Source organism: Phycisphaerales bacterium (assembly GCA_016716475.1).
GTDB lineage: Bacteria > Planctomycetota > Phycisphaerae > UBA1845 > Fen-1342 > JADJWG01.
The window spans coordinates 440,498-461,883 of record JADJWG010000004.1; the positions used below are offsets into that span (position 1 = coordinate 440,498).

Here is a 21,386-nt window from a genome sequence, read left to right on the forward strand (position 1 = left end):
CGGTCATGAAGTGTGCTCAACGAATAGCCGACTCGGATCGGCCGTTCGCGCGCGGCATGGTGACGGACAGGCCGCAGTGATCTTCTATCGGATTGTAGCGGGGAAGTCCAGAAGCCAACGACGGGCGGTGTCGGGACACCGGTCGGTGGAGAGTGCGACGTCAATGCCAAAGTTCGCTGGTGTAAATCCGTACAAGATGGATGCGGATCTGCTTGCTCAATCGGCCGAAAACTGAATCGTTTCAGTCTGCTCTTTGTCGCCAAACCCCTGTAAACACAGCGTTTTCTGTTGACACGCGCCAGCGCGCGGGATACGTTCAGTGGACCTGTCGCGCGTGTTTCCTGCGCCGGCTGCGGAGCGCAGTTCTGCGTCGGAAGCGCCCTTCTTGGCTGTCACGCGCAGCTCCGGAGATGGGAAAGCCATGGCGTTCCGTGTCAATCGAGCGCACCTGCTCTCTCCGCTCCCCCGGACACCTTCCGCGCGGCGCGTTGCCCGCGCGTTTTATCCCGCGCCGGCCCCTGTTGTGCCGCCGGCCGTCCAGCGCGGGCCTACGGTTTAGCGGCCACAAATCGGAGCAGTGGAAGATGAGAAACCTGGTTTGTTGTCTAGCACTCGTGGCTGTCTGGGGCGTCGCCGGGCTACACGCGGACTTGGTCATGGACGGTGCCGCCCGCGACGTGCTCTACGGCGCGCCGCTAGCCGTGCAGGACACCGACACCGGCTTCGGGAATGCTTCACTCGGCCGGCCGGACGTCGCCAATGGTTCAGAGATCGACGGACTGTACGCGGCCGTCTACGACGGCACGCTGTACCTCGTCATTGCGGGCAATCTGGAGACGAACGGCAACAAGCTCGAGCTGTTCTTCGACACCCGCGCCGGCGGGCAGAACCGCCTGCTGGAGACCAATCCCGGCTTCCCGAACGCCGGTGTGCGCCGCATGGCCGATGACGGCTCCGGCAATGGTCTGACCTTCAAGGATGGCTTCGAGGCCGACTTCTGGGTGAGCGTTGCGGCCCTCGGCAATCCGGTCTCGATCTACGTGGATTATGCCGAGTTGTACGTCGATGCGAACAACCCCGGCGTGGCTTATTACGTCGGGGCCGGTCAAGCTGTCTGCGAGACCGACAACGGCATCCTGGCTCCGGGTGACGAAGGCGCCCCGGCCATCCGTGCTACGCTTGACAACCGCAACCGGGGCGGCGTCGCCGGCGGGCCTGGGGTGACGAGTGCCTCGTTTGAGGACATTGCGGCTGTCAAAACCGGCGTCGAGCTGGCGATTCCACTGAGTGCGCTCGGCAATCCGACCGGTCCGATCCAGGTGGTGATCTTCATCAACGGCCAACAGCACGACTACATGTCGAACCAGATGCTGGGTGGATACTTCGGCCTGGCCCCGAACCCCGACGGCAATGGCAACCCTGGTGAGCCCCGCAACGTCAACCTCAACGACGCCTTCTTCCACCTGCCGGTCACGGTCGCACTGGATACAGTAGTCGTCGGGGCATGTTGCCTTGGCACACAGTGCCAACTGATGACTGCGGCCGACTGCGCTGCGGCCACGGGTACCTACCTGGGTGACAATGCGAGCTGCGATGGCAATCCGTGTGCCGGCACCGCCGGCAGTTGCTGCATTGACGACGGCTTCGCCGGTGAATGCCACATCACGACGGAGTCTGAGTGCGTCACACTGGGCGGCACGTTTGAGCTGGGTGGCACCTGCTCGGGTTGTGCCTGCGTCCTTCCGCCGAGTGGGGCCTGCTGCACCGGCGAAGGATGTGTATTGCTGCGTGAAGCGGACTGCCTGCTCGCCAGCGGTACCTATGCGGGTGACAACACGAACTGCGGCAGCAACCCCTGTGACTTTGGCGCGTGCTGCATCGCAAACGCGTGCCAGGAAGTCCTGCGGTTCGAGTGCACGGCCCAGAGCGGGACGTGGGTCGGTGGGGCGTGCGCCGCCGTCGACTGCTCGATTCGCTTTGAGAACCCGCATTTTGCGGGCGAAGCGAACGGCTGGAATAACATGTCACACCCGCTGACGGAGACCGCCGTCGGCAGCAAGGTCTACACGATCACCTTCAGCGGCTTGAACCCCAACAGCCGCCAGCAGTTCAAGATCACGAATGGGATGAACTGGGATGGCGCGTGGCCGCTCTCGAATGCCTGGGGCTATGCCGACGGTGAAGGCAACTTCACGGTCATCTTCGACCAGAACCTCACGCTGGACGGACTGCTGCCGAATAAGGATCGCACACAGGTGAGTGTGGTGCCGCTGGGTGCCACCGCCTGGACTGCGGTCGGAAGTTGGCAGGGCTGGAACAACGCCAACCCCAACACCGTGATGGCCTCGCTGGGCGGGGGTGTCTACCAGTACGTCGGCACCGGCCTGAATCCCGGCACCTACATGTGGAAAATCGTGAATACCGGGTCGTGGGATGCGATCGGCTCGGACGGCCGTGGCGTGGATGCCCGCAACTTCGAGTTCACGATCCTTGACGCGACCGACACCTTCACGATGACGGCGGACGTCATCAAGGGTGCGATGAAGATCGAGATCACCGCGGCGCCGACCGAGCAGTACTGCCCGGGCGATATGAATTGCGACACGCTGGTGAACTTTGCCGACATTTCGTTGTTCATTGCGGCGATCAAGGCCGGTTCGCCCGATAACTGGACGTACGATCCAGACAACGGCGTCTGTGCCTACTTGAATGGTGATACGAACGGGGACAACGCCGTGAACTTCGGCGATATCTCCGGTTTCATCGCCCAGATCAAGGCGAGTCCGGACCCCTGCGTGACCATTCCGTAGCAGTTGTGCGGTTTGGTGGAACTGGCATCCAAGTGGAGGGTGTGGCGCGCCGGTGTCTCCTTTTCCGGAGCACCGGGCGCCGCATTGAGTATGCCACAGAGTAGAATGGAAAGTGGTTGACATGTGCTCTCAGCGGTTGCGGGTGGATTGGTCGTTCCGATCTGGCAGTCCCGGACAACGACCGCTGCGGCGTCTGTGCTTTTCGGAGGTGTGAAGAAGATGCGCAAGTTAGCGTTTCTGGCCGCGATCGGGCTGACGGTGCCCGCACTCGCTGGCCTCGTGGACACGCGGATCGATACGTCGCCTACCGGCGCCGTGGTCGATGGCGTGATCAGCCCCGGCGAATACGGCCCCGGTAACAGCTACAGCTACGGCGGTGGTGGCTCCGGTTTCGGCGGGACGGTCGGCAATGGCACGCTCTTCATGAAGAGCGATGCCAATTTCCTATACATTGCCTTCCAGCCCGGTGCGGCCGTCAACGACCTCGTGACGATCATGCTCGACACGCGCGCCGGTGGCTATACCGATGCCGACATGAACGATACCGCGGACGGCGGTCGCCGCGCGGTTTCGAACCTGTCGGCGAACGCGAACGATCCGTTTGACCCGGCTTTTCTGCCGGATTTCGGGCTGGTCTTCGCAAGCTGGGGCTCGGTGCTGTTCGAGCTGACGGCCGGGACAGACCCGGGTCACCTGAACTTCCTGGATTTCAACGGCAGCGGCGCTTTGCCGCGCGAGTATGCGATTCCGCTCGCAACGCTGGGGGTGGCACCCGGCGGGGCGGTGGACTTCTTCGTTGCATACATCGCGGACAGTGGTTTCGGCTCGAACGAGTCGATCCCGGCGTACTCTCCTCTGAACAGTGGGGACAACCCTGGCTTCGGCGACACGAGCGCCGGCTATGGGAACTACAACCGTTTCGTGGTCGTGCCGGAACCCACCGCGGCGCTCGCGCTGTTGGTAGTTGCCGGCTTGATCCGCCGCCGCTAAGGGCCGCGGGTTCGACAACCAGGGTTGTTCGGGCGCGGGTGCGGCCGGCATATCGGTCGCCCTCGCGCCTGCTTTTCCGGCGGGGTTGGAGGTGCGCTGGTGGTGCGGCTGGGATGCTTGCTGGGTGTATTGGCGGGCGTCGCGGGCGCCTCTGCGACCGGACCCGACGGCAACGTGGAATGGGATGGGATTTCGCACGTGGCCTGGCTCGACCGCCGGCCGCTTTGTCCGGTTGGTGGCGAGGCGTTTGTGGTGCGGTTCCAGGCCTTTCGCAACGATCTGGTGGCGGCCCGTGTGCACCTGGGGGGGCACGCCACGACGGTCGTCGAAGCGCAGGTCGTCGGTCAGCGCGGTCCGTATGACCTCTGGGAGGCGCCGCTGCCAGCCACGACCCCCACGGCAAGCTTGACATACTACCTGGAATTGCTGGATCCGCCGGCGGTGGCGTACTGCGGCCCGAGCGGGGTTAGCAGCACTCCGCCCTCTAGCGGCTGGACGATCGACTTCGCGACACTGGCCCATGCGCCCTACGGCGGAACCCTCACGAGTGACGGCGGCGCCGTGTTTCGTGTTTGGGCACCCGGGGCGCCCGGCGCATGGGTTGCGGGCCAGTTCAACGGCTGGAGTGGAACCTCCCTGCCGATGCAGCGGGTGGGCGGTGATTTCCTGCGGCGGGTGTTGCCGCCGGTGCAGGCCAATCAGCAGTACAAGTACCGTTTCAGCGGGCTGGGGACATGGCGGCCGGATGCGCGCGGGCGGGCCCTGAACCCGCAGGACAATCTGAATACGTTTCTCGTCGATCCGCATGCTTTTGCGTGGAGCAACGATGACTTCAGCGTCCCGCCGTTCGAGGAGATGGTGATCTATGAGCTGCATGTCGGCACCTTCTCGGGGTTGAACGACGGTCTCAATCGCATGGGGCGCTATCGGGACGTGGTTGACCGGCACCTGGACCACCTGCTCGACCTCGGTGTGAATGTCGTGCAACTCATGCCGATCACGGAATTCGCATTTCACCAGTCATGGGGCTACAACCCGATCAGCCATTGGGCCCCCGAGCACGCCTACGGCACACCGGACGACCTCAAGTACCTGATCGACCGTCTGAATCGAGCCGGCATCGCCGTTACGCTCGACATCGTTTACAATCACTTCTCTCCCAGTGACAACTTCATGTGGCAGTACGACGGCACGCAGATCTACTTCGACGTGCCCGCCGTGGAGACACCGTGGGGTGCGCAGGCGGCCTTCTGGAAGCAGGAGGTGCGCGACTATTTTGCGGACAACGTGCTGCTCTGGCTGGACGAGTACCGTTTCAACGGTTTCCGCATGGATGCCACGCGCTTCATGCGCGACAACTGGATCTTCCCGCAGGGCTATCCGGCGGGCTGGGGGCTCATGCAGGAGATCAACCGGCGCATCCGGCAGCGGGCCGCCGACGCGATCTCGATCGCCGAAGAGCTACCCAACGAGGTGAACATCACGGTACCCGTTACAGCCGGTGGGGCGGGATTCGACAGCCAGTGGGACGATCACTGGAAGTGGACACTGCGCGGTGCGCTGGTGGATGCGGCTTTCGGCAATCCGAATATGGGGGCCCTGGCCACGGCACTGAACGCGTCGTCCTACCCAAACAAGACGCAGCTCGTGCGCTACATCGAGAGCCACGACGAAGCCGGTAACTACGAGCGCTTGACGATGACTCTCGACAGCGCGAACCCGCTGGGGCCGTGGGCAGTCGGGCGCAGCAAGCTGGGCCAGGGGTTAACGATGTTCGTCCCGGGCATCCCGATGTTCCTGATGGGGGGAGAGTGGTTGGAGGAGGCCGCTTTCGGGAGTGGGGCTCAGCATCGGCTCGACTGGGCAAAGGCGTCGGCCCGCACCCCACTGCTCGACTTCTTCCGGGCCGCGATCGGCCTGCGGCGGAGCCAGTGCGGCCTGCGGTCGGATGCGCCCTACGGGATCTACCATGTGAACCAGGGTGGGCGGGTGCTGGCCTTCTGGCGCGGCTTGGGCCGGGAGATTGTCGTTCTTGCTCATTTGGGCAACAGCGACCACGCGACCTACCAGATCGGCCTGCCGCACAGCGGTACCTGGTACGAGTTGTTGAACTCGCAGGACGTGGATTACTGGGGCAGCGGTAGCGGGAACGGTGGGGTGATCTATGCCGACGGTGGTCCGCTGCATAGCCAGCCCGCCTCCGCGTGGATCACGGTGCCCGCGATGGGGTTGCTCGTCTTGCGGCACGAAGCGCCGCGTGGTCGCTCGGCGGACCTGACCGGTGATGGGTCCGTCGATTTGCGGGATCTTGCGAGATTGCAGGCGGATCTCGGCCTGGCGGGCTGCGGCTTGGGGGCGGACCTGAACGAGAATGGGCGCATTGACCCGGACGACTGGCATTGGCTGGTGGCGGAGTGGAATGGCCCGCAGCCATAACCTGTTTGCTAGCCACGGCGGGCCGGGGAGAGCACGACGCCGGTGGCGGTTGCGAAGCGGGAGCACCGTCCTACGGTTCACCACCCACGAGGATGGTCCCGTTCAACGGGGCCACGCGGATCGTAACGTGACCGGCGGTTGCGGAGATCCCCCCCTGTCCGCCGTACAGGTAAGTCCACGTGGCCGGCAGGCCCTCGGGCAGCGGAACTCGTACGCTGCGCTCCAACTCTGAAGCGTTGAGCGCGACGATGACGGGGGCAGCGCCGTCGCTGTGCCGTGCGAACACCCAGACATCCGCAGTGTCGTCGGTCAGCAGGGAGCGAAACTCCCCGCGCCGCAGGGCTGGCTGCGCGTGGCGCAGCCGGATCAGTTCGCGATAGAAGGCAAGCTGCGCGGTGTCAACCGCATTTTCCTCCGGCTGGTCGTAGGGTCCGAGATCTTCCCACAGCATCGGCTTGCGGCTGCTGGGATCATCGGCCCCCCACATGCCGACCTCGTCCCCGTAGTAAATCAACGGGGCACCGAGGTACGTCATCTGCAGCAGGGCGGCCAGACGTGCCCGAGCATATGAATCGGCCGACGGCTTACGATTGTCGTAGTTCGGATTGTTGTCCTGCACGCGGTTCTGGCGGTCGAATTCGCGGTCAGGGTTCTGCGCCATCGACGCCATGCGGTCCGTGTCGTGGCTGCCGATCAGGTTCTGGACGACATGGTTGGCGGCCTGTGGATAGGCCAGTCGCAATTCGGCGAAGCGTGCCGCCGCGACACTCACGGGGATCTTCCGCTCTCGGTCGAAGAGCCACTGCACGGCCGTGCGGGCAAACTCATAGTTCATCACGGCGTCGAAGTGCTCACCGTCGAGCCAGGCGTCCGCACGGGTCCAGACTTCGCCCGTGATGAGTGCGTCGGGGTTGATGCTCTTGACGAGGCGGCGCCACTCGGACCAGAAGGCGCGCGGCACGTCGTTCGGCACGTCCAGCCGCCAGCCGTCGATGCCCTTGCTGGGGTCACCGTCGGGCGCCATCCAGCGGCGCGTGATCGCGAAGAGGTGCTCCTTCAGCGTATCGCTCGCAAAACCGGTGCTGTTGCGGGCAAAGACCGGCATGTGGGCGAAGCCAGCCCAGCCGCGATAGGCGAACGGCTCCCAGGAGGTAATGTCGAACCAGTCTGCGAAGCGGGATCGCTGCGTGTTGGTCTGCACGTCACGGAAGGCCGGATGAGTGATGCCCACGTGGTTGAAAACCCCATCGAGGATGATGCGGAAACCCTGCTCGTGCGCGACCTGCACGAAGTCGAGAAAGCGGCGATCCGAGGCGGTCCACTGCCACGTGTCCGGGGCGAGCAGGTCCTCGCTCGCGAGGACCGCCGACAGGTCCTCCTTCACCCCGAAGGAAGGGCAAATGTGCAGGTAGTTGCCGACGTCGTACTTGTGGTACGACGGTGCCACGAACACCGGTGTAAGGTACAGCGTGTTGACGCCAAGTGCGCGCAAATAGGGCAGTTGCTGCTCGATCCCGTCCAGATCACCGCCATAGCTGCGCTCGAAGGCCGCGTTCTGGTAGAACGTCTGCCCGCCGCGTTGCTCCCAGTCAGAAAGCGTGAACCACTCGCTCGTCCACGGCCGCAGCAACTGCGGATCGTTCGTGGATGAGCCGTTGCGGAAACGGTCTGGCATGATCTGGTACCAGACCGCATCGCGGGCCCAGTCCGGGGCGGTGAAGACACTCGCCGCCGTGAAGCTGTAGCGGTAGATGTTCGGGTCACAGCGGCGCAGGTCGCCATCCTCCAGCACGAAGGTGTAGACGAGACTGCGCACACGGGCGGTACCGTTCGCGGGGACCTGCACACGGCCTTCGTAGAAGGTGAAGACCGGCCCAACCACCACGGCTTCGAGCGGGAACTCCCCCACATTCTGCACCGCCAGGGTGACGCGCTCCACGTCATTGCTGAGCGTGCGGTAACGCAGTGAGACTTCATCCGGGCCGACCGCCTGCACGTAGAGCGGTTGCGGTGGTTGATGTGCGAGCCCCACGATATCGATCTGGCCGTCGCCGCGCCGAGCATCGGACCTGCTCAGTTGTGCCAGGCGGCCGAGCCGCAGGATGGAATTCTGGCCACCGAAGCCGTCCGGCACACGCTCGCGGTTGGCAGGGTCGGGGAACCAGCGCTCGCCATCGACCAGAAACTTGTATTCATACAGCCCCGTTGTGAGCTGTAACTTGACGGACCAGGTCCCGTCTTCGTCCGGACCTGACAATGGTGTTGCCGTTCGATCCCAGGCATTGAACGAACCGACAGCCGCCACCTGTCGCGTTCCGGCTTCTGCCCGAAAGCGGAAGGTGCAGGACCAGGTATCTCTGCCGAGGGACGCGGCCCGGATCGATTCCGGCAACGCTGCGTTGCCGCCGTCGGTTGCCTCGGCCAGCGGCTCGGCCGGCGGCCAGGCCGCGTTCACAGCAGGAATCGCGCCGCTCAGTAGTGCGAGGATAACGGTGCTCCTCAGGAGCACTCGCCGGGAAGGTTGCATCGAATCCGCCGAATGATGGGGTTGAAGATGGGGAATCATGGCCTGACTACTCTACTCGGCACGAGCCCCAACGCAAGAGATGGTTGGCCCGCCCGCTTGACTTCCGTACCTTGCGGGAACGGGTGCGCCACGCGTATGGGCTTTTCTACGTAGCCGTACGGTGCCCAACAAATAGACTCTGGTCGGGGGGCCGAACCGGTTTACCCCTCCTCACCCATCAGGCGCCGGATGTCCGCCCCGACGCTGCGCAGCTTCTCATCGAACTTCACGTACCCGCGGTCCAGGTGATACACGCGGTTTACCCTTGTGACGCCCCGCGCGGCGAGCCCTGCCAGCACGAGGGCCGCGGACGCTCTGAGGTCAGAAGCCATCACGGGGGCGCCGACGAGCCGCTTCACGCCTTCGACTATCACCGTGGGGCCCTCCTTGCGGAGGTGGGCACCCATGCGGTTCAGCTCCGCGACGTGCATGAAGCGATCCGGGAAGATCTTCTCGGTAACGATGCTGTTGCCATCCGCGAGGCAGAGGAGCGCCATGAGTTGGGCTTGGAGGTCGGTTGGGAAGCCGGGAAACGGTTGCGTGGTTACATCGACGGGTTCGAGCCGACGAGCCGACGACACGACCACGCCACGCTCCTGCTTCTCCACCTGGATTCCGATCGCATCAAGCCGGTCCACAAAGGCCATCAGGTGATCGAGCCGGCAATTCTCCAGGGTTAGCTCGCCGTTGGTAATCGCGGCTGCGACCATGAAGGTACCCGCCTCGATGCGGTCGGGAATGATGCGGTACTCACAGCCGTGGAGTTGTTTGACGCCTTCGACCACAATCCGCGGCGTGCCCTGTCCGGTGATCGAGGCCCCACAGGCGTTCAGGAAGTTTGCGAGGTCGACGACCTCCGGCTCACAGGCGGCCATTTCGATGACCGTCGTGCCCTCGGCCAGCGTGGCGGCCATCATGGCGTTTCCGGTTCCGAGCACGGTGGACCCGAATGGCCCGCCGAGGAACATCTCCGTGCCACGCAGCTTCTTGACCTTGGCGACGATGTCGCCATTGACCAATTCCACCTCGGCGCCCAGGTGTTTCAGCGCCCGCACGTGCAGATCCACGGGCCGGTCACCGATCGCGCACCCCCCCGGCATCGCGACCAGGGCCTTGTGACGCTTGGCCACCAACGGACCAAGCACACAGATCGACGCACGCATTTTGCGCACAATGTCGTATTCGGCCTTGCAGTTCATTTCATCCCGTACGACCAGCCGCAGGGCTCCATCGTTGCGCCACTCATGCTCCACGCCGAGTTTCAGCAGCAGTTCACACAGCGAGTACACGTCGGCCACACCAGGCACGTCGTGCAGCACGACTTCGCCGTCGCACAGAATCGCCGCGGCCATGATCGGTAGGGCGGCATTCTTTGCGCCGCCGATCCGCACCGTGCCCCGCAGCCGCGCGCCGCCATTGATCTCGAAATACGGCAGTGCCACCGGTCGCTCCTTTACGCCACTTGAGCACAGCCGGCCTTCGCCCGCTGTGCGTGTATCACGCGTTCGATCTCGGCACCATCGCGATAGGTGCGCACCTGCGGCCACACTTCTGCCGCGAGCAGGTCGCGGACGGTCGCGGCCTGGTCGTAAGCCACTTCCATGAGCAGGTGTCCCCCGGGACAGAGGGCCTGCGGTGCGGCCGCCACCAGCCGGCGAATCACTCCGAGACCGTCGGGGCCGGCGAAGAGGGCCGCGTGGGGCTCGTGGGCCCGCACCTGCGGATCGACGGGGGCGCCCGCAGTGGCAATGTAGGGCGGATTGCTCACGATCAGGTTGAACAGGCCGCCGTTCCAAGGGGTGAGCAGGTCGCCGCAGCGGAAGTCGATGCGTTCGCTGACACCGTGCCGGGCGGCATTCCGGCGCGCCACGGCGAGGGCTTCCTCCGACACATCGCTCGCGGCCAGCCGGGCCTGCGGTAGATGACGCGCGAGCGCGATGATGATGCAGCCGCTGCCGGTGCCGACGTCCAGGATCGTCGGGTCCGCGCGCTGTCCGGTCCGCACGAGCGAAATGACGCGCTCAACGAGGATCTCGGTTTCGGGGCGCGGGATGAGTACGGCTGGGTTGACTTCCAGTGGCAACGAGAAGAACTCTTTCTCACCGGTGAGGTAGGCGATCGGTGTGCCGCCGGCGGCCAGTCGCACATGCTCACGGAAAGTTGTGAGCGCAGCATCGGCGGGGATCTCCTCATGCCGGGTGAACAGGTGAATCCGCTGACACTGGAGCGCGTGCGCCAAGAGGATTTCCGCGCACAGGCGCGGGGATTCCACGCCGTGCCGCTGCAGGTACTCGCGCGTCCATGCCAGCAGGCGCGTCACCGTCCACGCGCCGCCTTCCGTGTGCCCTGCGGTCATGGTCAAAATATAGCATGGTCTGTGTGGCGGGACGAGGGCGCGGCACAGAGATCACGGATCCGGGGATGCGCCCGGAGCGCAGCGCGTCTCCCGATTCCCACCGCCGCCGCACCCCGGCCCGCGTATACTCCGTCGTCATGGGGCCTTTCAAGACAGGTCGAAACGGGTGGTGGTCCTGCGGTTTGCTGGTCGTGCTCGCCGCCGGAGCCGCCGCACCTGCGCAGCCCGAGGCCTCCGGCACGCAGGTGCAGCAAGCGGTTCGCCGTGGTGTGCAGGCGATCCGCAATCTCCAGCACCCCGACGGCTCCTGGCCCGAACGCAGTCAGCCCGGCGGCAACACCGCCCTCGCACTGCTCGCACTGCTCCAGGCCGACGTTGCGCCCGGCGACCCGGCCGTGGTACGCGGGCTTGAGCACCTCCGCACGTTGCCCAATCGGCATGTCTACACGGTAAGTCTCAAGCTCATGGCCCTGGCGCTGGCCGATCCCCAGCGCTTTCGCCCCGACCTGGAAGAAGGCGCCCGCTTTCTGATCGCGGCCCAGAATCGTTCGGGCCTGTGGTCGTACACCGTCGACGGGGGTGAGCGTTTCGACCACTCCAACAGTCAGTTTGCACTGCTGGGCTTGCAGGCGGCGGCTGACGCCGGCATCCATGTGCCCCTTGTCGTCTGGCGCCGGGCCTTGGCCACGGTCGTGCGCACCCAGCGCCCCGATGGTGGCTGGTCCTACCAGGAAGGCGGTGCGAGCTACGGCAGCATGACAGCGGCAGGTGTCGCCGACCTGCTCATTCTGGGGCATGCGATTCAGCAGCGCGAACGCAGCCGTGGCTGCGGGAACTACCGCACCAGCGCGCCGCTGGCGCGTGGGATGGCCTGGCTGGCCGAACACTTCCGCAGCGATACCAACCCCATCGCAGGCGGGCAACACCTCTACTATTGGCTTTATGCGGTCGAACGCTGCGGCATCCTCGCGGGCCAGCGTTACTTGGGTCGGCACGACTGGTATCGCCTGGGGGCGTCGTTCCTGGTGCGTGCGCAGGACCGTGACGGTCGCTGGCGCGGCGACCTGACCGACACGTGCTTTGCCGTGCTCTTCCTCACGAAGGGGTATCGCGCGCTGCTTGTCCAGAAGCTGCAATGGTCCGACGTCCCGGATGCCTGGAGTCCGACACGTTTTGACCTGGCCGGGCTGGTCGTATTCCTCGGGCAGGATCTTGGTCAGCCGGTGACCTGGCAGACGGTGCGTTTCGAAGCGCCTCTGGAGGACTGGCTCGCTGCGCCGCTGCTGTTTGTCCACGGGTCGCGATTTCCTTCGTGGGACGCGGATCGCCGTGCCAAGCTGCGTGCGTACGTCGAAAACGGCGGCACGGTGCTATTCGAAGCCGCCGATGGCGCGCCCGCCTTTCGTGAGGGCTTCGAGCGCTTTGTGGCCGAGACCTTTCCCGAAGTGCCGTTGCGGCGCATCGGAGCGGAACACGCCGTGTACCGCCTGCTCTATCCGCTTGTGCTCTTCGGGGACCAGGACGGCGCACTCGAGCTCTTCGGCCTCGACTACGGCTGCCGTACGAGCATCCTGTTCAGCCCGCACGATCTCGCCTGCCCATGGGAACGCAGCGATGTGCCGGGTCCGAGCGAACGACCGCTGCAACTCGGAGCCAACATTGCCGCCTACGCCACCGGCCGCCGTCCCCTGCGCGATCGTCTAGATGCGGTTGTACTGCCATCCGATTCCGCCGCCGCCACTGCCGGTCCGCCAGCGCTCGACGCGCTGCGACTCACGCAGTTGGTCCACGAGGGGGACTGGCGCCCGTTCCCGACCGCACTCGTGCGGTTGGCAGAATTCCTGCGTGATGCGGCCGGCGTCGATGTCGTCACCCAGTATCGCCAGCTTCGGGCGACCGCGCCGGAACTGGTGAGCAGCCCGATTCTCGTGCTTGCCGGCCACGGGGCACTGCGTCTGTCCCCAGAGGAACAAACCGCGCTGCGGACACACCTGCAACGCGGCGGATTCCTGCTCGCGGATGCGTGCTGCGGAACTGAACCCTTCGCGACCGATTTACGGGCCTTGCTGGGTGCGATGTTCCCGGACAGCACGCTGGAGCGGCTACCGCCAGACCATCCTATTTACACCGGTACACCTGGCTTCGACGTGCGGCAGGTGTCGTACTCGGAGGATGTCGTGCGAGCCAAGGGAGATCTGCGCGCGCCGGAACTTTGGGGTCTGCGCAGCGCCGGCCGGCTGGTAGTGGTTTTCAGCCCCTATAGTTTGAGTTGTGGCCTCAGCGGGCCGGCCTTCGATGGTTGCTGGGGCTATGCGAGCGAAGATGCCTTGCGCCTGACAAGTAATATTGTGCTGTATGCCCTGACCCGTTGAGCGCAGCAGGCCAGATCGCCTGTCCGCACCCCCGTCTCGCGTTGGGTGGGCTGGCATGCGGGGTTGTATCCGTGTTATCACGCCCGCGGGGACGCCACGTGCTGATCTATACGCGCCTGTCAATGTGCAATGCTGGCCGGCTGCGGCGCGACGACGAACTCCGGGGTCTGTACGTGGGGTGTTGCCAGGCCGAGTCCGCGCAGGATGCCCGCGGCTTTCGCGAGTGTCTCGTCGTACTCCGCGGTGGGGTTGGACTCGGCCACGATGCCACCGCCGACGTAAAGCGTGGCCTCATCGCCGCGAATCTGCAGCGTGCGGATTGCGACATTCATTGTCATGCGACCGCCGAGCCCCAGTGCCCCGATGCTGCCGGTGTAAACGCCGCGGGGTGCTTGCTCCAACTCCGCAATGATCTCCAGGGCACGCAGTTTCGGGACCCCGGTCACGGAGCCCGCCGGAAACGCCGCCGCGATCAGGTCGATGGCGTCGCACTCCGGCCGCAGAATCCCCGCGACGTCGGCAACGGTGTGGTAGACCGTCGGGTGCGTTTCCAGCCGCCGCGGATGAACCACGCGGACGCTGCCGTATTCGCACACGCGCCCCAGGTCGTTGCGGTGCAGGTCGACGACCATCGCGAGTTCGGCGGCCTCCTTGCGCGAAGCGAGCAGCGCTGCGGCTGCCGGCTCGTCAATCTCCATTTCGCCGCAGCGCGGGCGGGTCCCTTTGATGGGGCGGGTAAGCACGCGGTCGCGATCGAGGTGCAGGAACAACTCGGGCGAAAATGACGCCACTGCGCCACCGTCCCACGTCAACAGGGCGGAGTAGGGGGCCGGGTTGGCGCTGCGAATACTCGTGAAAACATCCCAGGCATCGCCGCAACCCGACAACCGCAGTGGATGGGCCAGGTTAACCTGGTAGACGTCACCGGCGGCGATGTATTCCAGGGCCCGGGCGACACGGCGCTCGTGCTCGGCCCGGTCCACGGTTGTGGTCAGTGTCGGGCGCGGATGCACCGGGAACGGTCCGGGCGACTGGTCACAGGCGCTACGCCAGTCCCGCTCGAAAGCGGCATCTGTCTGCGGAGTGACCTCGAAGAGTGCCCCGAGCGCGGCCGCCAGGTTGGGCGCGTGGGTGTGCTGTGCGGTGCCGTCATCGTGGTTGAGGGTGATCGCCTGGTCGAAGAGTGCCAGTCGTACGAGTGGCAAGCCGGGGGCCTGTGGCGCGGCGACCGCGAGCTTGTCGAGCTGGTGCACGGCTTCGAACCCCAGGTAACCGATCCACCCCGGGGCGAGTGTCGGATGTGGCGCGTACGGGGGCAGACGGCGCTGCACATGGCGCCAAAGTTCCCATGCACTCGCAGCTTCGGCCACCGTGGTGGATCGCACACGCAGCCGTGCCGGTTCGCCGGCCAACTGTTCGAGCACCGCAAGCGGAGTGCGGGTAATGACGCTGCGGCGCGGTACGCCGGACGATCTGAAGGCGTGGGTGCCACCGTCCAGCCAGGCAGCTTCCGACCCTGAGCAGAAAGTTCGGACAGCGGCCGCCAGATTCCGCGGGACGGTGACCGGGCTTGTATGAAACGTTTCGAGCATGGGCTCTCCTCTCGGCTTGCGGGATGATAGGCGTCTCACCGGGCTTTTTGCGGACCTTTTTTCCCTAGGTCCCCGCCCTGGTCGCGACGACCCTTTGGCCACTCAAACCGCTCCCGGCGTCGAACTGCGGTTTTTCCCGCATTCGGGCTAACTTCGGGAGATTCAGCAGTGTCTCAGTTGGGGGCGAGCTATAATCGACTCGAATCCTCGGGCGCCCGGAAGTGAGGAATACTGACATGCGGGTAACCAAGAGTTTGTGGGCAGCAGCCGGCCTGATTTTGGCTACGGCTGCAGCGCCGGCACTGGCTGGCGGGTTCTCCTTCGGTTTCAGCTATGGCAGTGGTGGGCGGCATGTTCACGCCCCTCGGTACCACCACCGGCCGGTCGTGGTGCGTGACTGTGCCCCGCCCGTGATCGTACATCGGTCGCGGTACGTGTACAACGACTGCGCCCCGCCCGTGGTCTATGTGGATCGCAGCCCGCGTTACGTCTACGTGGACCGCAGTCCGCGCTTTGTCCAAGTGCAGCCGCAGTACCGCTCGTACCATCGTCCGGTCTATCAGGACCCGCGTCTCGTCCAATCGCACACGCGCTACTACACGCCGCAGTACCGGTCGAGTGATCGGCGGGTTCAGGTCCAGGCACGGTCGCTACGCTGGTAAGTTTCTGATGCCCGCCACCCCGCGGGCCACGAATCTCTCTTCTTCAGCATGTGACGGAGCGGTCGGTCTCGGTGGCCGGCGGCTCCGTCACACTTTTTCTGACATTGCGCAGCCAGCTCGATCCCCCCAGCGTCTGGCAGATGGGGGCACCGTGGTATACTCCGCCCCGGACACGGAGGTCCGCCAGGATTTGTACCATGCGTTCCCCCCTTGTGGATGTCGTCGTCGCGCTGGATCAGGTGCGGGCTGCCGCCGAATCGATCAAGGCGCGGACCGGTGTGCGTCTGCTGCCCGTCATCAAGGCGGATGCCTATGGCCTCGGAGCGTCCGCAGTAGCGGATGCGATCGCCGCGGTCGCCGACGAGTTCGTCTATTTCTCGGTGCATGAAGCCCGTGAGGTACGGCGCGCAGGACTCGCGCTGGGACCGCCGGACGGTGATCCCGCCGAGTACCGGGAACTGCGGCTCCGGCCGGCCGTCGCGTCGCTGAGCGAAGCGGCCCGCTTCCGCGGCCACCAGGTTGCCATCAAGGTCGACACGGGCATGCAGCGTTTCGGTTGTCGTGCCGAGCAGATTGATGAGCTGGCCGCGGCGTGTGAGGTGGCCGATTACTTCTGCCATGCCGTAACGCTCACGGCGGTTGAGAAACTGCAAGCGGCGTGTGGACACCGTGGCCGGCCCCTGCACGCGGCAGCGACGGCGCTGCTGCACGAGCCCGCAGCGTGGCTCGATGCCGTGCGGCCCGGCTTGGCGCTCTATCGCGGCGCGGTTCGAGTGACCACACGACTGCGTGCGGTGCGTGAGACGGTGGGCCCGATCGGGTACACCGGCTTTGATGCCGGTCGTGTAGGAATCATCCTCGCGGGCTACAGCAACCTGCTGGCACCGGGGCCGGTGCTCGTAAACGGCCGCCCGCAGCGCCTGCTTGAAGTCGGCATGAACACGTCCTTCGTCAGTGTGGCGGCATCAGACCGTGAAGGTGACGAAGTGGTGCTCCTGGGTGACGGTCTCGATGTAGCGGCGTTGGCCACCCATCACAACATTCGCCCGCACGAAGTGCTGTGTCGCTACTGCGCGATGGGGATGCGCAGGTATGTCGGGAGCTGGGGGTGATGGCGCGCAGCAGGGGCCCCGGGTGTTCTGGATACAACAGGGGTGGGGCAGGGGCTCACTCTTCGTCGGGCGTGGAGACCGGCGGTGGAGGCACTGGGCGTGGAGTCGGGCTGACTTCGAGGCGTCGCACGCGGGCTTCGGCGGCAACGACCAGGTTCACCGAGCGGATCAGCAGGGGTTCGAGTGGTCGATCCTGGCCATCGACGGGGCGTTGATTCAGCCGGCGCAGCGTCGCCAAGCTTTCCTCATCGCTTGCCTGACCGATGACGGTGAAGGTCCCGTCGAGCTCACGCAGGCGTGCGAGCCCGATGAAGAACTGGCAACTGGCGGAATCGGGGTCGCTGGGCAGCCGTGCCATGACGAGCGTACCGGCATCGATCGGCCAGTCGCTGAATTCGGCGGGGACCGTCTTGCGATCCGGGCGCATGCCGCGGCCCGTGCCCTCGGGGCAGCCGCCTTGCAGCAACTGGCCCGGCAGCAGGCGGTGGAACGACTTGCCGTCGTAGAACCCGGAGCGGGCGAGTTCAAGGAAATTCCGCACGTTCTGCGGGGCCTCGTCGTAGGCCACGCGAAAGGTCATCTTCCCGAGGTCCGTCACGACCACAATCTCGCGTCGCGGATCGACGTCCACCGCCGCGGTGGCGGCGCCCAAACGGCCACCCAGCGGCCGCCATTCCAGCCGGTGGCGACCGGTGTAGCGGAGCATGCTGTGGTGGGGGCGCAGGTCGACTTCGCCGCCAAGCACGGCGCGGGGCGCCAGTCGCAGAATCGTTGGGATTTCCGGCGGGGGTGTCTGGGCGGAAGCCGTCGACGCAAGTTCACCCCGCGCGCGGACCGCAAGCGCCCGCAGCGGCTCATTCTCGTAAGCGAGCATGAGGGCGGGTTCATTCTCCGTGCCGAGCATGAGTTCGAGCGGCAGGCCGACCGCGGTATCTCCATCCGCCGAGGTGATCGGCAACTCAAGCACCTCGTCACTGTTGTTGTAGATCATGAAGCGGAAGCGCGCGGGATCGTCGGGGAAATAGAACGGTTGGACCGGCTCGAGCGCGAGCCGCACGGCGGGCGCGCGGTCTGCGGGCACCCAGCCGTCCGGCCGCGGGCTGGCGGCCAAGGGGGCCACCAGGAGGCCGAGCGCGCTGAGCGTGCCCAAAACGACCAGTAGGAGCTCCGGCCGACCGAGATGACCACTTCGCCTTGGGTGCATGCGACTCCAGGTCCTTATACCCGCTTGGGCTCACACGGTGACGCCGGCCGATCGAAATTCTGCCAGCCGGCCAACGTGCCGCAAGCTATCAGACGACCGCCCGCAATTCCAGATGCAGTACGTCGGAAAGAGCACGAATCGACTCCAGTGCCTCGCTACTCGGACGTTCATCGAGGGCGATCGTGCACCAGGCGGCCTTGGCGCCGCTAAAGACCCGACTGGTGATTTCCTGTGCATTCACGCCGTCCGCCCGTACCGCTTCGAGGATCGAAGCCATGACACCGACCTGGTCCCGAACCCGGAGAACGAGCTGCCATGTCGCCGGACTCCGATCGCACACGTTCAGGCAGTTATGCACTTCGCCGGTGACCATAAAGTCGTGGACGATCCGCACAACCTCGGCACACGTGGCCGTCTGCGCCTGAGCGGTCAGTGCCCCGACGTGCGGTGTCGCGACCACGTGCGGTAAGTCGGGAAACGGCCAGCGGAATCGACCGGTCCCCGTTCCGGGCTCCGACGCAAAGACGTCGAAAGCGGCACGCAAGCCGCGTTGCTCGACGGCCTGCGCCACGGCAGCTTCGTCCACGGCACCGGGTGCGCCGAGATGCACGAGGTAACTACCATCGCGGAGGGCCTGTACAAAGTCGGCATCCACCAGCACCCCGCGTTCATCCCGTACACTAAGCACCACGACAATGTCGGCCTGCCGGGCGAGTTCACGTGGCCAGTTGCAGAACTCGATATCACGCTCGTGGGCCCCGCTCAGGGCCAGTTGCGGCGTCCAAACCAGGACGCGCATGTCGAACGCCCGCGCGCGGCGGGCAAGGAGACGACCGGCGGTACCGAATCCGAGCAGGCCGAGTGTGGCACCAGCCAGCCCGCGGGCATCGCCCATGGCCGCCCGATTCCAATTGCCCGCGCGCAATTCCGTCGTGTGGGTCGCAATCTGTCGATCCAGGGCGAGAATCAGCCCGAAGGCGTGTTCTGCGACCGCGACCGCGTGCTGGTCGGGGCAATGCGCTACGAAGACGCCCTGGGTCGAAGCATCGTCGATGGCGATGTCGCCCGGACCCGGGCCGGCATGCACGATGAGCTGCAAAGCGTTTGCGCGGCGCAGCGCTTCAGGAGAAACGCGTAGGTCACCGACCACGAGGACACTCGCGTCGGCCAACGCGTCACGCAACTCCGGTAAAGCAACGGTCGGCCGATAGTCCACGTTGAGCGCGAGTGCCCGGAACTGTTCCCGGGCGGCCTCGGGCATTTCGCAGGCAATCAGGATCTTCATGGGCCGGCCTCCGGACACAACAGCCCCACAGTGTCATCCTAACCGGGCGGAAGAAGCCGCGCACAGTCGTGGGTTCGGATTCACACCCGCCCCTCCGGCATGAGGGACTGCCCTGGGCACACTGCCAGTCAGCGCGGACTGGGCGCCGAGAAAGTACGCTCGATAAAGCCCGTGTCCACGTTGCCCTTCACAAAATCCGCATTATCCATGATGGCCCGCAAAATCGGGATGGTGGTCTTGATCGGACGGATCGTGAACTCGCTCAGCGCCCGGGCCATCACCCGAATGGCCTCCTGTCGCGTGGGGCGGTGGACCAGCAGCTTGGCGATCATCGAGTCGTAGTAGGGGCTGACCGTATAACCCGCGTGGGCGTGCGTATCGAGCCGGACCCCGGGACCTCCGGGGGCGATCAGCTCGTGGATCGGGCCGGGACTTGGCCGGAAGCCACCCTCGGGATCCTCGGCATTGATGCGGCACTCGATGGCGGCGCCGTTCTGGCGAATCTGGTCCTGCTTGAGCTTGAGCGGCTCACCGGCGGCGATCCGAATCTGCCACTGGATCAGGTCTTCACCGGTGACGAGCTCGGTAACGGGGTGCTCGACTTGGATGCGGGCGTTCACCTCGATGAAGTAGAAATCGTCGTTCTGATCGACGAGGAACTCGCACGTACCCGCCGAGTAATAATTAGCTGCTTTCGCAAGGCGTACCGCCGCCGTACAGAGCTTGGTGCGCGTCTTGTTGCTGATGTGCGGTGAAGGCGATTCCTCGACCAGTTTCTGGTGCCGCCGCTGGAGGGAGCAGTCACGCTCCCACAGGTGGATGACGTTCCCGCGCGGATCACCGAGCAACTGCACTTCAACGTGACGCGGACGCTCGATGAGCTTTTCGATGTAAAGACTGCCGTCCCGAAAAGCGGCTTCCGCCTCCGCCCGGGCGTTGCGGAAACTGCTGCGCAGCGTGGCCTCGTTGTGTGCGGGTCGCATGCCGCGACCCCCACCGCCCGCGGCGGCCTTGATCATGATGGGGTAACCGATCTTCTCGGCCACGACGACGGCTTCGTCCTCGTTCGCGACAATCCCCCCGCTGCCCGGCACGAGCGGCACGCGGGCAAGCTTGGCAAGCTTGCGCGCCTCGACCTTGTCGCCAAGCTTCTCCATCGCCTCGGCCGAGGGGCCGATGAACTCGATCTTGCAGTCGCGGCACATCTGCGCGAAGCGCGGATTCTCGGCGAGGAAGCCGTACCCGGGATGGATGGCCTGCACGTCGGCGATCTCGGCGGCCGAGATGATCGCGGCGGCGTTGAGGTACGACTGCCCCGGGGACTCGCCGCCGATACAGATCGCGTCATGGGCGAGTTTGAGGTACGCCGCGTCACGGTCCGCCCGTGAGTAGACGGCGATGGCCTCGATGCCCATGTCGCGGCAGGCGCGGATGATCCGCAGCGCAATTTCGCCCCGGTTGGCCACCAGAATTCGTGTGAACATCGCCGCTCCGCGCTAGGCCGGGGTGACCGCAAAGAGCGGCTGATCAAATTCGACGGCCTGTCCGCTTTTCACCAGAACGCGGGAGATCTGGCCCGCGACCTCCGCCTTCAATTCATTGAACACCTTCATGGCCTCGATCAGGCAGACGACGGTGTTGGGCTGCACAGCGGAGCCGATGCTGACGTAGGGCGGGGACTCCGGGTCCGGCGCGGCGTAGAACGTGCCGACCATCGGCGAGCGGATCAGGACTTCGTTGTCGGGCGCCGGGGCCGGCGCAGGCGAAGCCGGGGGCGCCGCTACGTGGGCCGGTGCCGCCGGCGGTCCGACCGGGCTCGCCACGGGCAGCGGGCCGGTCTGGATCACCGGCTGCCCGCGCCGCAGGAGGATGTGGGTCTCGCCCTCGCGTAGTTCGATGCGGCTGAGGTCGTTGTCGACCATGAGTTCGACGAGCTTCCTGAGATGATCGATTTCCATGAGGCTTTCTCGCACGCGCCGCGCTGCCGTTCGCACGTCTTCG

The 21,386-nt window shown here is 65.4% G+C and carries 15 protein-coding genes; 6 read left to right on the forward strand and 9 right to left on the reverse strand.

Annotated features, from left to right (window positions below; all coding sequences use genetic code 11):
* Positions 1-216 precede the first annotated feature (216 nt).
* A complete protein-coding gene (locus tag IPM18_15905; GenBank protein MBK9121066.1) occupies positions 217-396 on the reverse strand; it encodes a hypothetical protein in 180 nt (59 codons plus the stop codon).
* Positions 397-584: 188 nt separating this feature from the next.
* On the opposite strand from IPM18_15905, the gene IPM18_15910 reads away from it, so the two are divergent.
* The 3 genes from IPM18_15910 to IPM18_15920 all read left to right on the forward strand — a co-directional run bounded on the left by IPM18_15910 (position 585) and on the right by IPM18_15920 (position 6,236).
* A complete protein-coding gene (locus tag IPM18_15910; protein ID MBK9121067.1) occupies positions 585-2,810 on the forward strand; it encodes a hypothetical protein in 2,226 nt (741 codons plus the stop codon).
* A gap of 219 nt (positions 2,811-3,029) precedes the next feature.
* Complete coding sequence (locus IPM18_15915; GenBank protein ID MBK9121068.1) at positions 3,030-3,800, forward strand: hypothetical protein; 771 nt, start codon at positions 3,030-3,032, stop codon at positions 3,798-3,800.
* A gap of 102 nt (positions 3,801-3,902) precedes the next feature.
* Entirely contained in the window at positions 3,903-6,236 is a 2,334-nt protein-coding gene (locus tag IPM18_15920) for an alpha amylase C-terminal domain-containing protein (GenBank protein MBK9121069.1), read from the forward strand.
* 70 nt (positions 6,237-6,306) lie between these two features.
* Here the strand turns inward: IPM18_15920 and IPM18_15925 are convergent, their stop codons facing one another.
* The 3 genes from IPM18_15925 to prmC all read right to left on the reverse strand — a co-directional run bounded on the left by IPM18_15925 (position 6,307) and on the right by prmC (position 11,158).
* Positions 6,307-8,763: a DUF3459 domain-containing protein gene (locus IPM18_15925; GenBank protein MBK9121070.1), complete on the reverse strand. Its 2,457-nt coding sequence runs from the start codon at positions 8,761-8,763 to the stop codon at positions 6,307-6,309.
* 200 nt (positions 8,764-8,963) lie between these two features.
* Positions 8,964-10,238, reverse strand: coding sequence for a UDP-N-acetylglucosamine 1-carboxyvinyltransferase (gene murA, locus IPM18_15930; protein MBK9121071.1), 1,275 nt, complete (start codon positions 10,236-10,238; stop codon positions 8,964-8,966).
* Between the two features lie 17 nt (positions 10,239-10,255).
* Positions 10,256-11,158: a peptide chain release factor N(5)-glutamine methyltransferase gene (gene prmC, locus IPM18_15935; protein ID MBK9121072.1), complete on the reverse strand. Its 903-nt coding sequence runs from the start codon at positions 11,156-11,158 to the stop codon at positions 10,256-10,258.
* Between the two features lie 182 nt (positions 11,159-11,340).
* Here prmC and IPM18_15940 point away from each other — a divergent pair, with 182 nt between their 5' ends.
* Positions 11,341-13,530: a DUF4159 domain-containing protein gene (locus IPM18_15940; protein ID MBK9121073.1), complete on the forward strand. Its 2,190-nt coding sequence runs from the start codon at positions 11,341-11,343 to the stop codon at positions 13,528-13,530.
* 119 nt (positions 13,531-13,649) lie between these two features.
* Here IPM18_15940 and IPM18_15945 read toward each other — a convergent pair whose 3' ends face one another.
* Positions 13,650-15,122 (reverse strand): anthranilate synthase component I family protein, encoded by a 1,473-nt coding sequence (locus IPM18_15945; protein ID MBK9121074.1) that lies wholly within the window; start codon positions 15,120-15,122, stop codon positions 13,650-13,652.
* A gap of 236 nt (positions 15,123-15,358) precedes the next feature.
* Between IPM18_15945 and IPM18_15950 the strand changes: the two genes are divergently transcribed.
* Positions 15,359-15,784, forward strand: a complete 426-nt coding sequence (locus tag IPM18_15950) for a hypothetical protein (protein ID MBK9121075.1) — start codon at positions 15,359-15,361, stop codon at positions 15,782-15,784.
* A 197-nt stretch (positions 15,785-15,981) separates the two neighbouring features.
* Positions 15,982-16,896 carry an alanine racemase gene (locus IPM18_15955; protein ID MBK9121076.1) on the forward strand — a complete coding sequence of 305 codons (915 nt, stop codon included), beginning with the start codon at positions 15,982-15,984 and terminating at the stop codon, positions 16,894-16,896.
* Between the two features lie 55 nt (positions 16,897-16,951).
* On the opposite strand, the gene IPM18_15960 is transcribed toward IPM18_15955, so the two are convergent.
* From IPM18_15960 to accB, 4 genes are all read right to left on the reverse strand, one after another.
* The gene (locus IPM18_15960; GenBank protein MBK9121077.1) at positions 16,952-18,100 is read right to left on the reverse strand and encodes a peptidylprolyl isomerase; all 1,149 of its coding nucleotides are present in this window, start codon (positions 18,098-18,100) and stop codon (positions 16,952-16,954) included.
* A gap of 88 nt (positions 18,101-18,188) precedes the next feature.
* Positions 18,189-19,385, reverse strand: a complete 1,197-nt coding sequence (locus IPM18_15965; GenBank protein ID MBK9121078.1) for a hydroxyacid dehydrogenase — start codon at positions 19,383-19,385, stop codon at positions 18,189-18,191.
* A gap of 128 nt (positions 19,386-19,513) precedes the next feature.
* A complete protein-coding gene (accC, locus tag IPM18_15970) occupies positions 19,514-20,869 on the reverse strand; it encodes an acetyl-CoA carboxylase biotin carboxylase subunit (protein ID MBK9121079.1) in 1,356 nt (451 codons plus the stop codon).
* 12 nt (positions 20,870-20,881) lie between these two features.
* Complete coding sequence (gene accB, locus IPM18_15975) at positions 20,882-21,343, reverse strand: acetyl-CoA carboxylase biotin carboxyl carrier protein (GenBank protein ID MBK9121080.1); 462 nt, start codon at positions 21,341-21,343, stop codon at positions 20,882-20,884.
* Positions 21,344-21,386 lie beyond the last annotated feature (43 nt).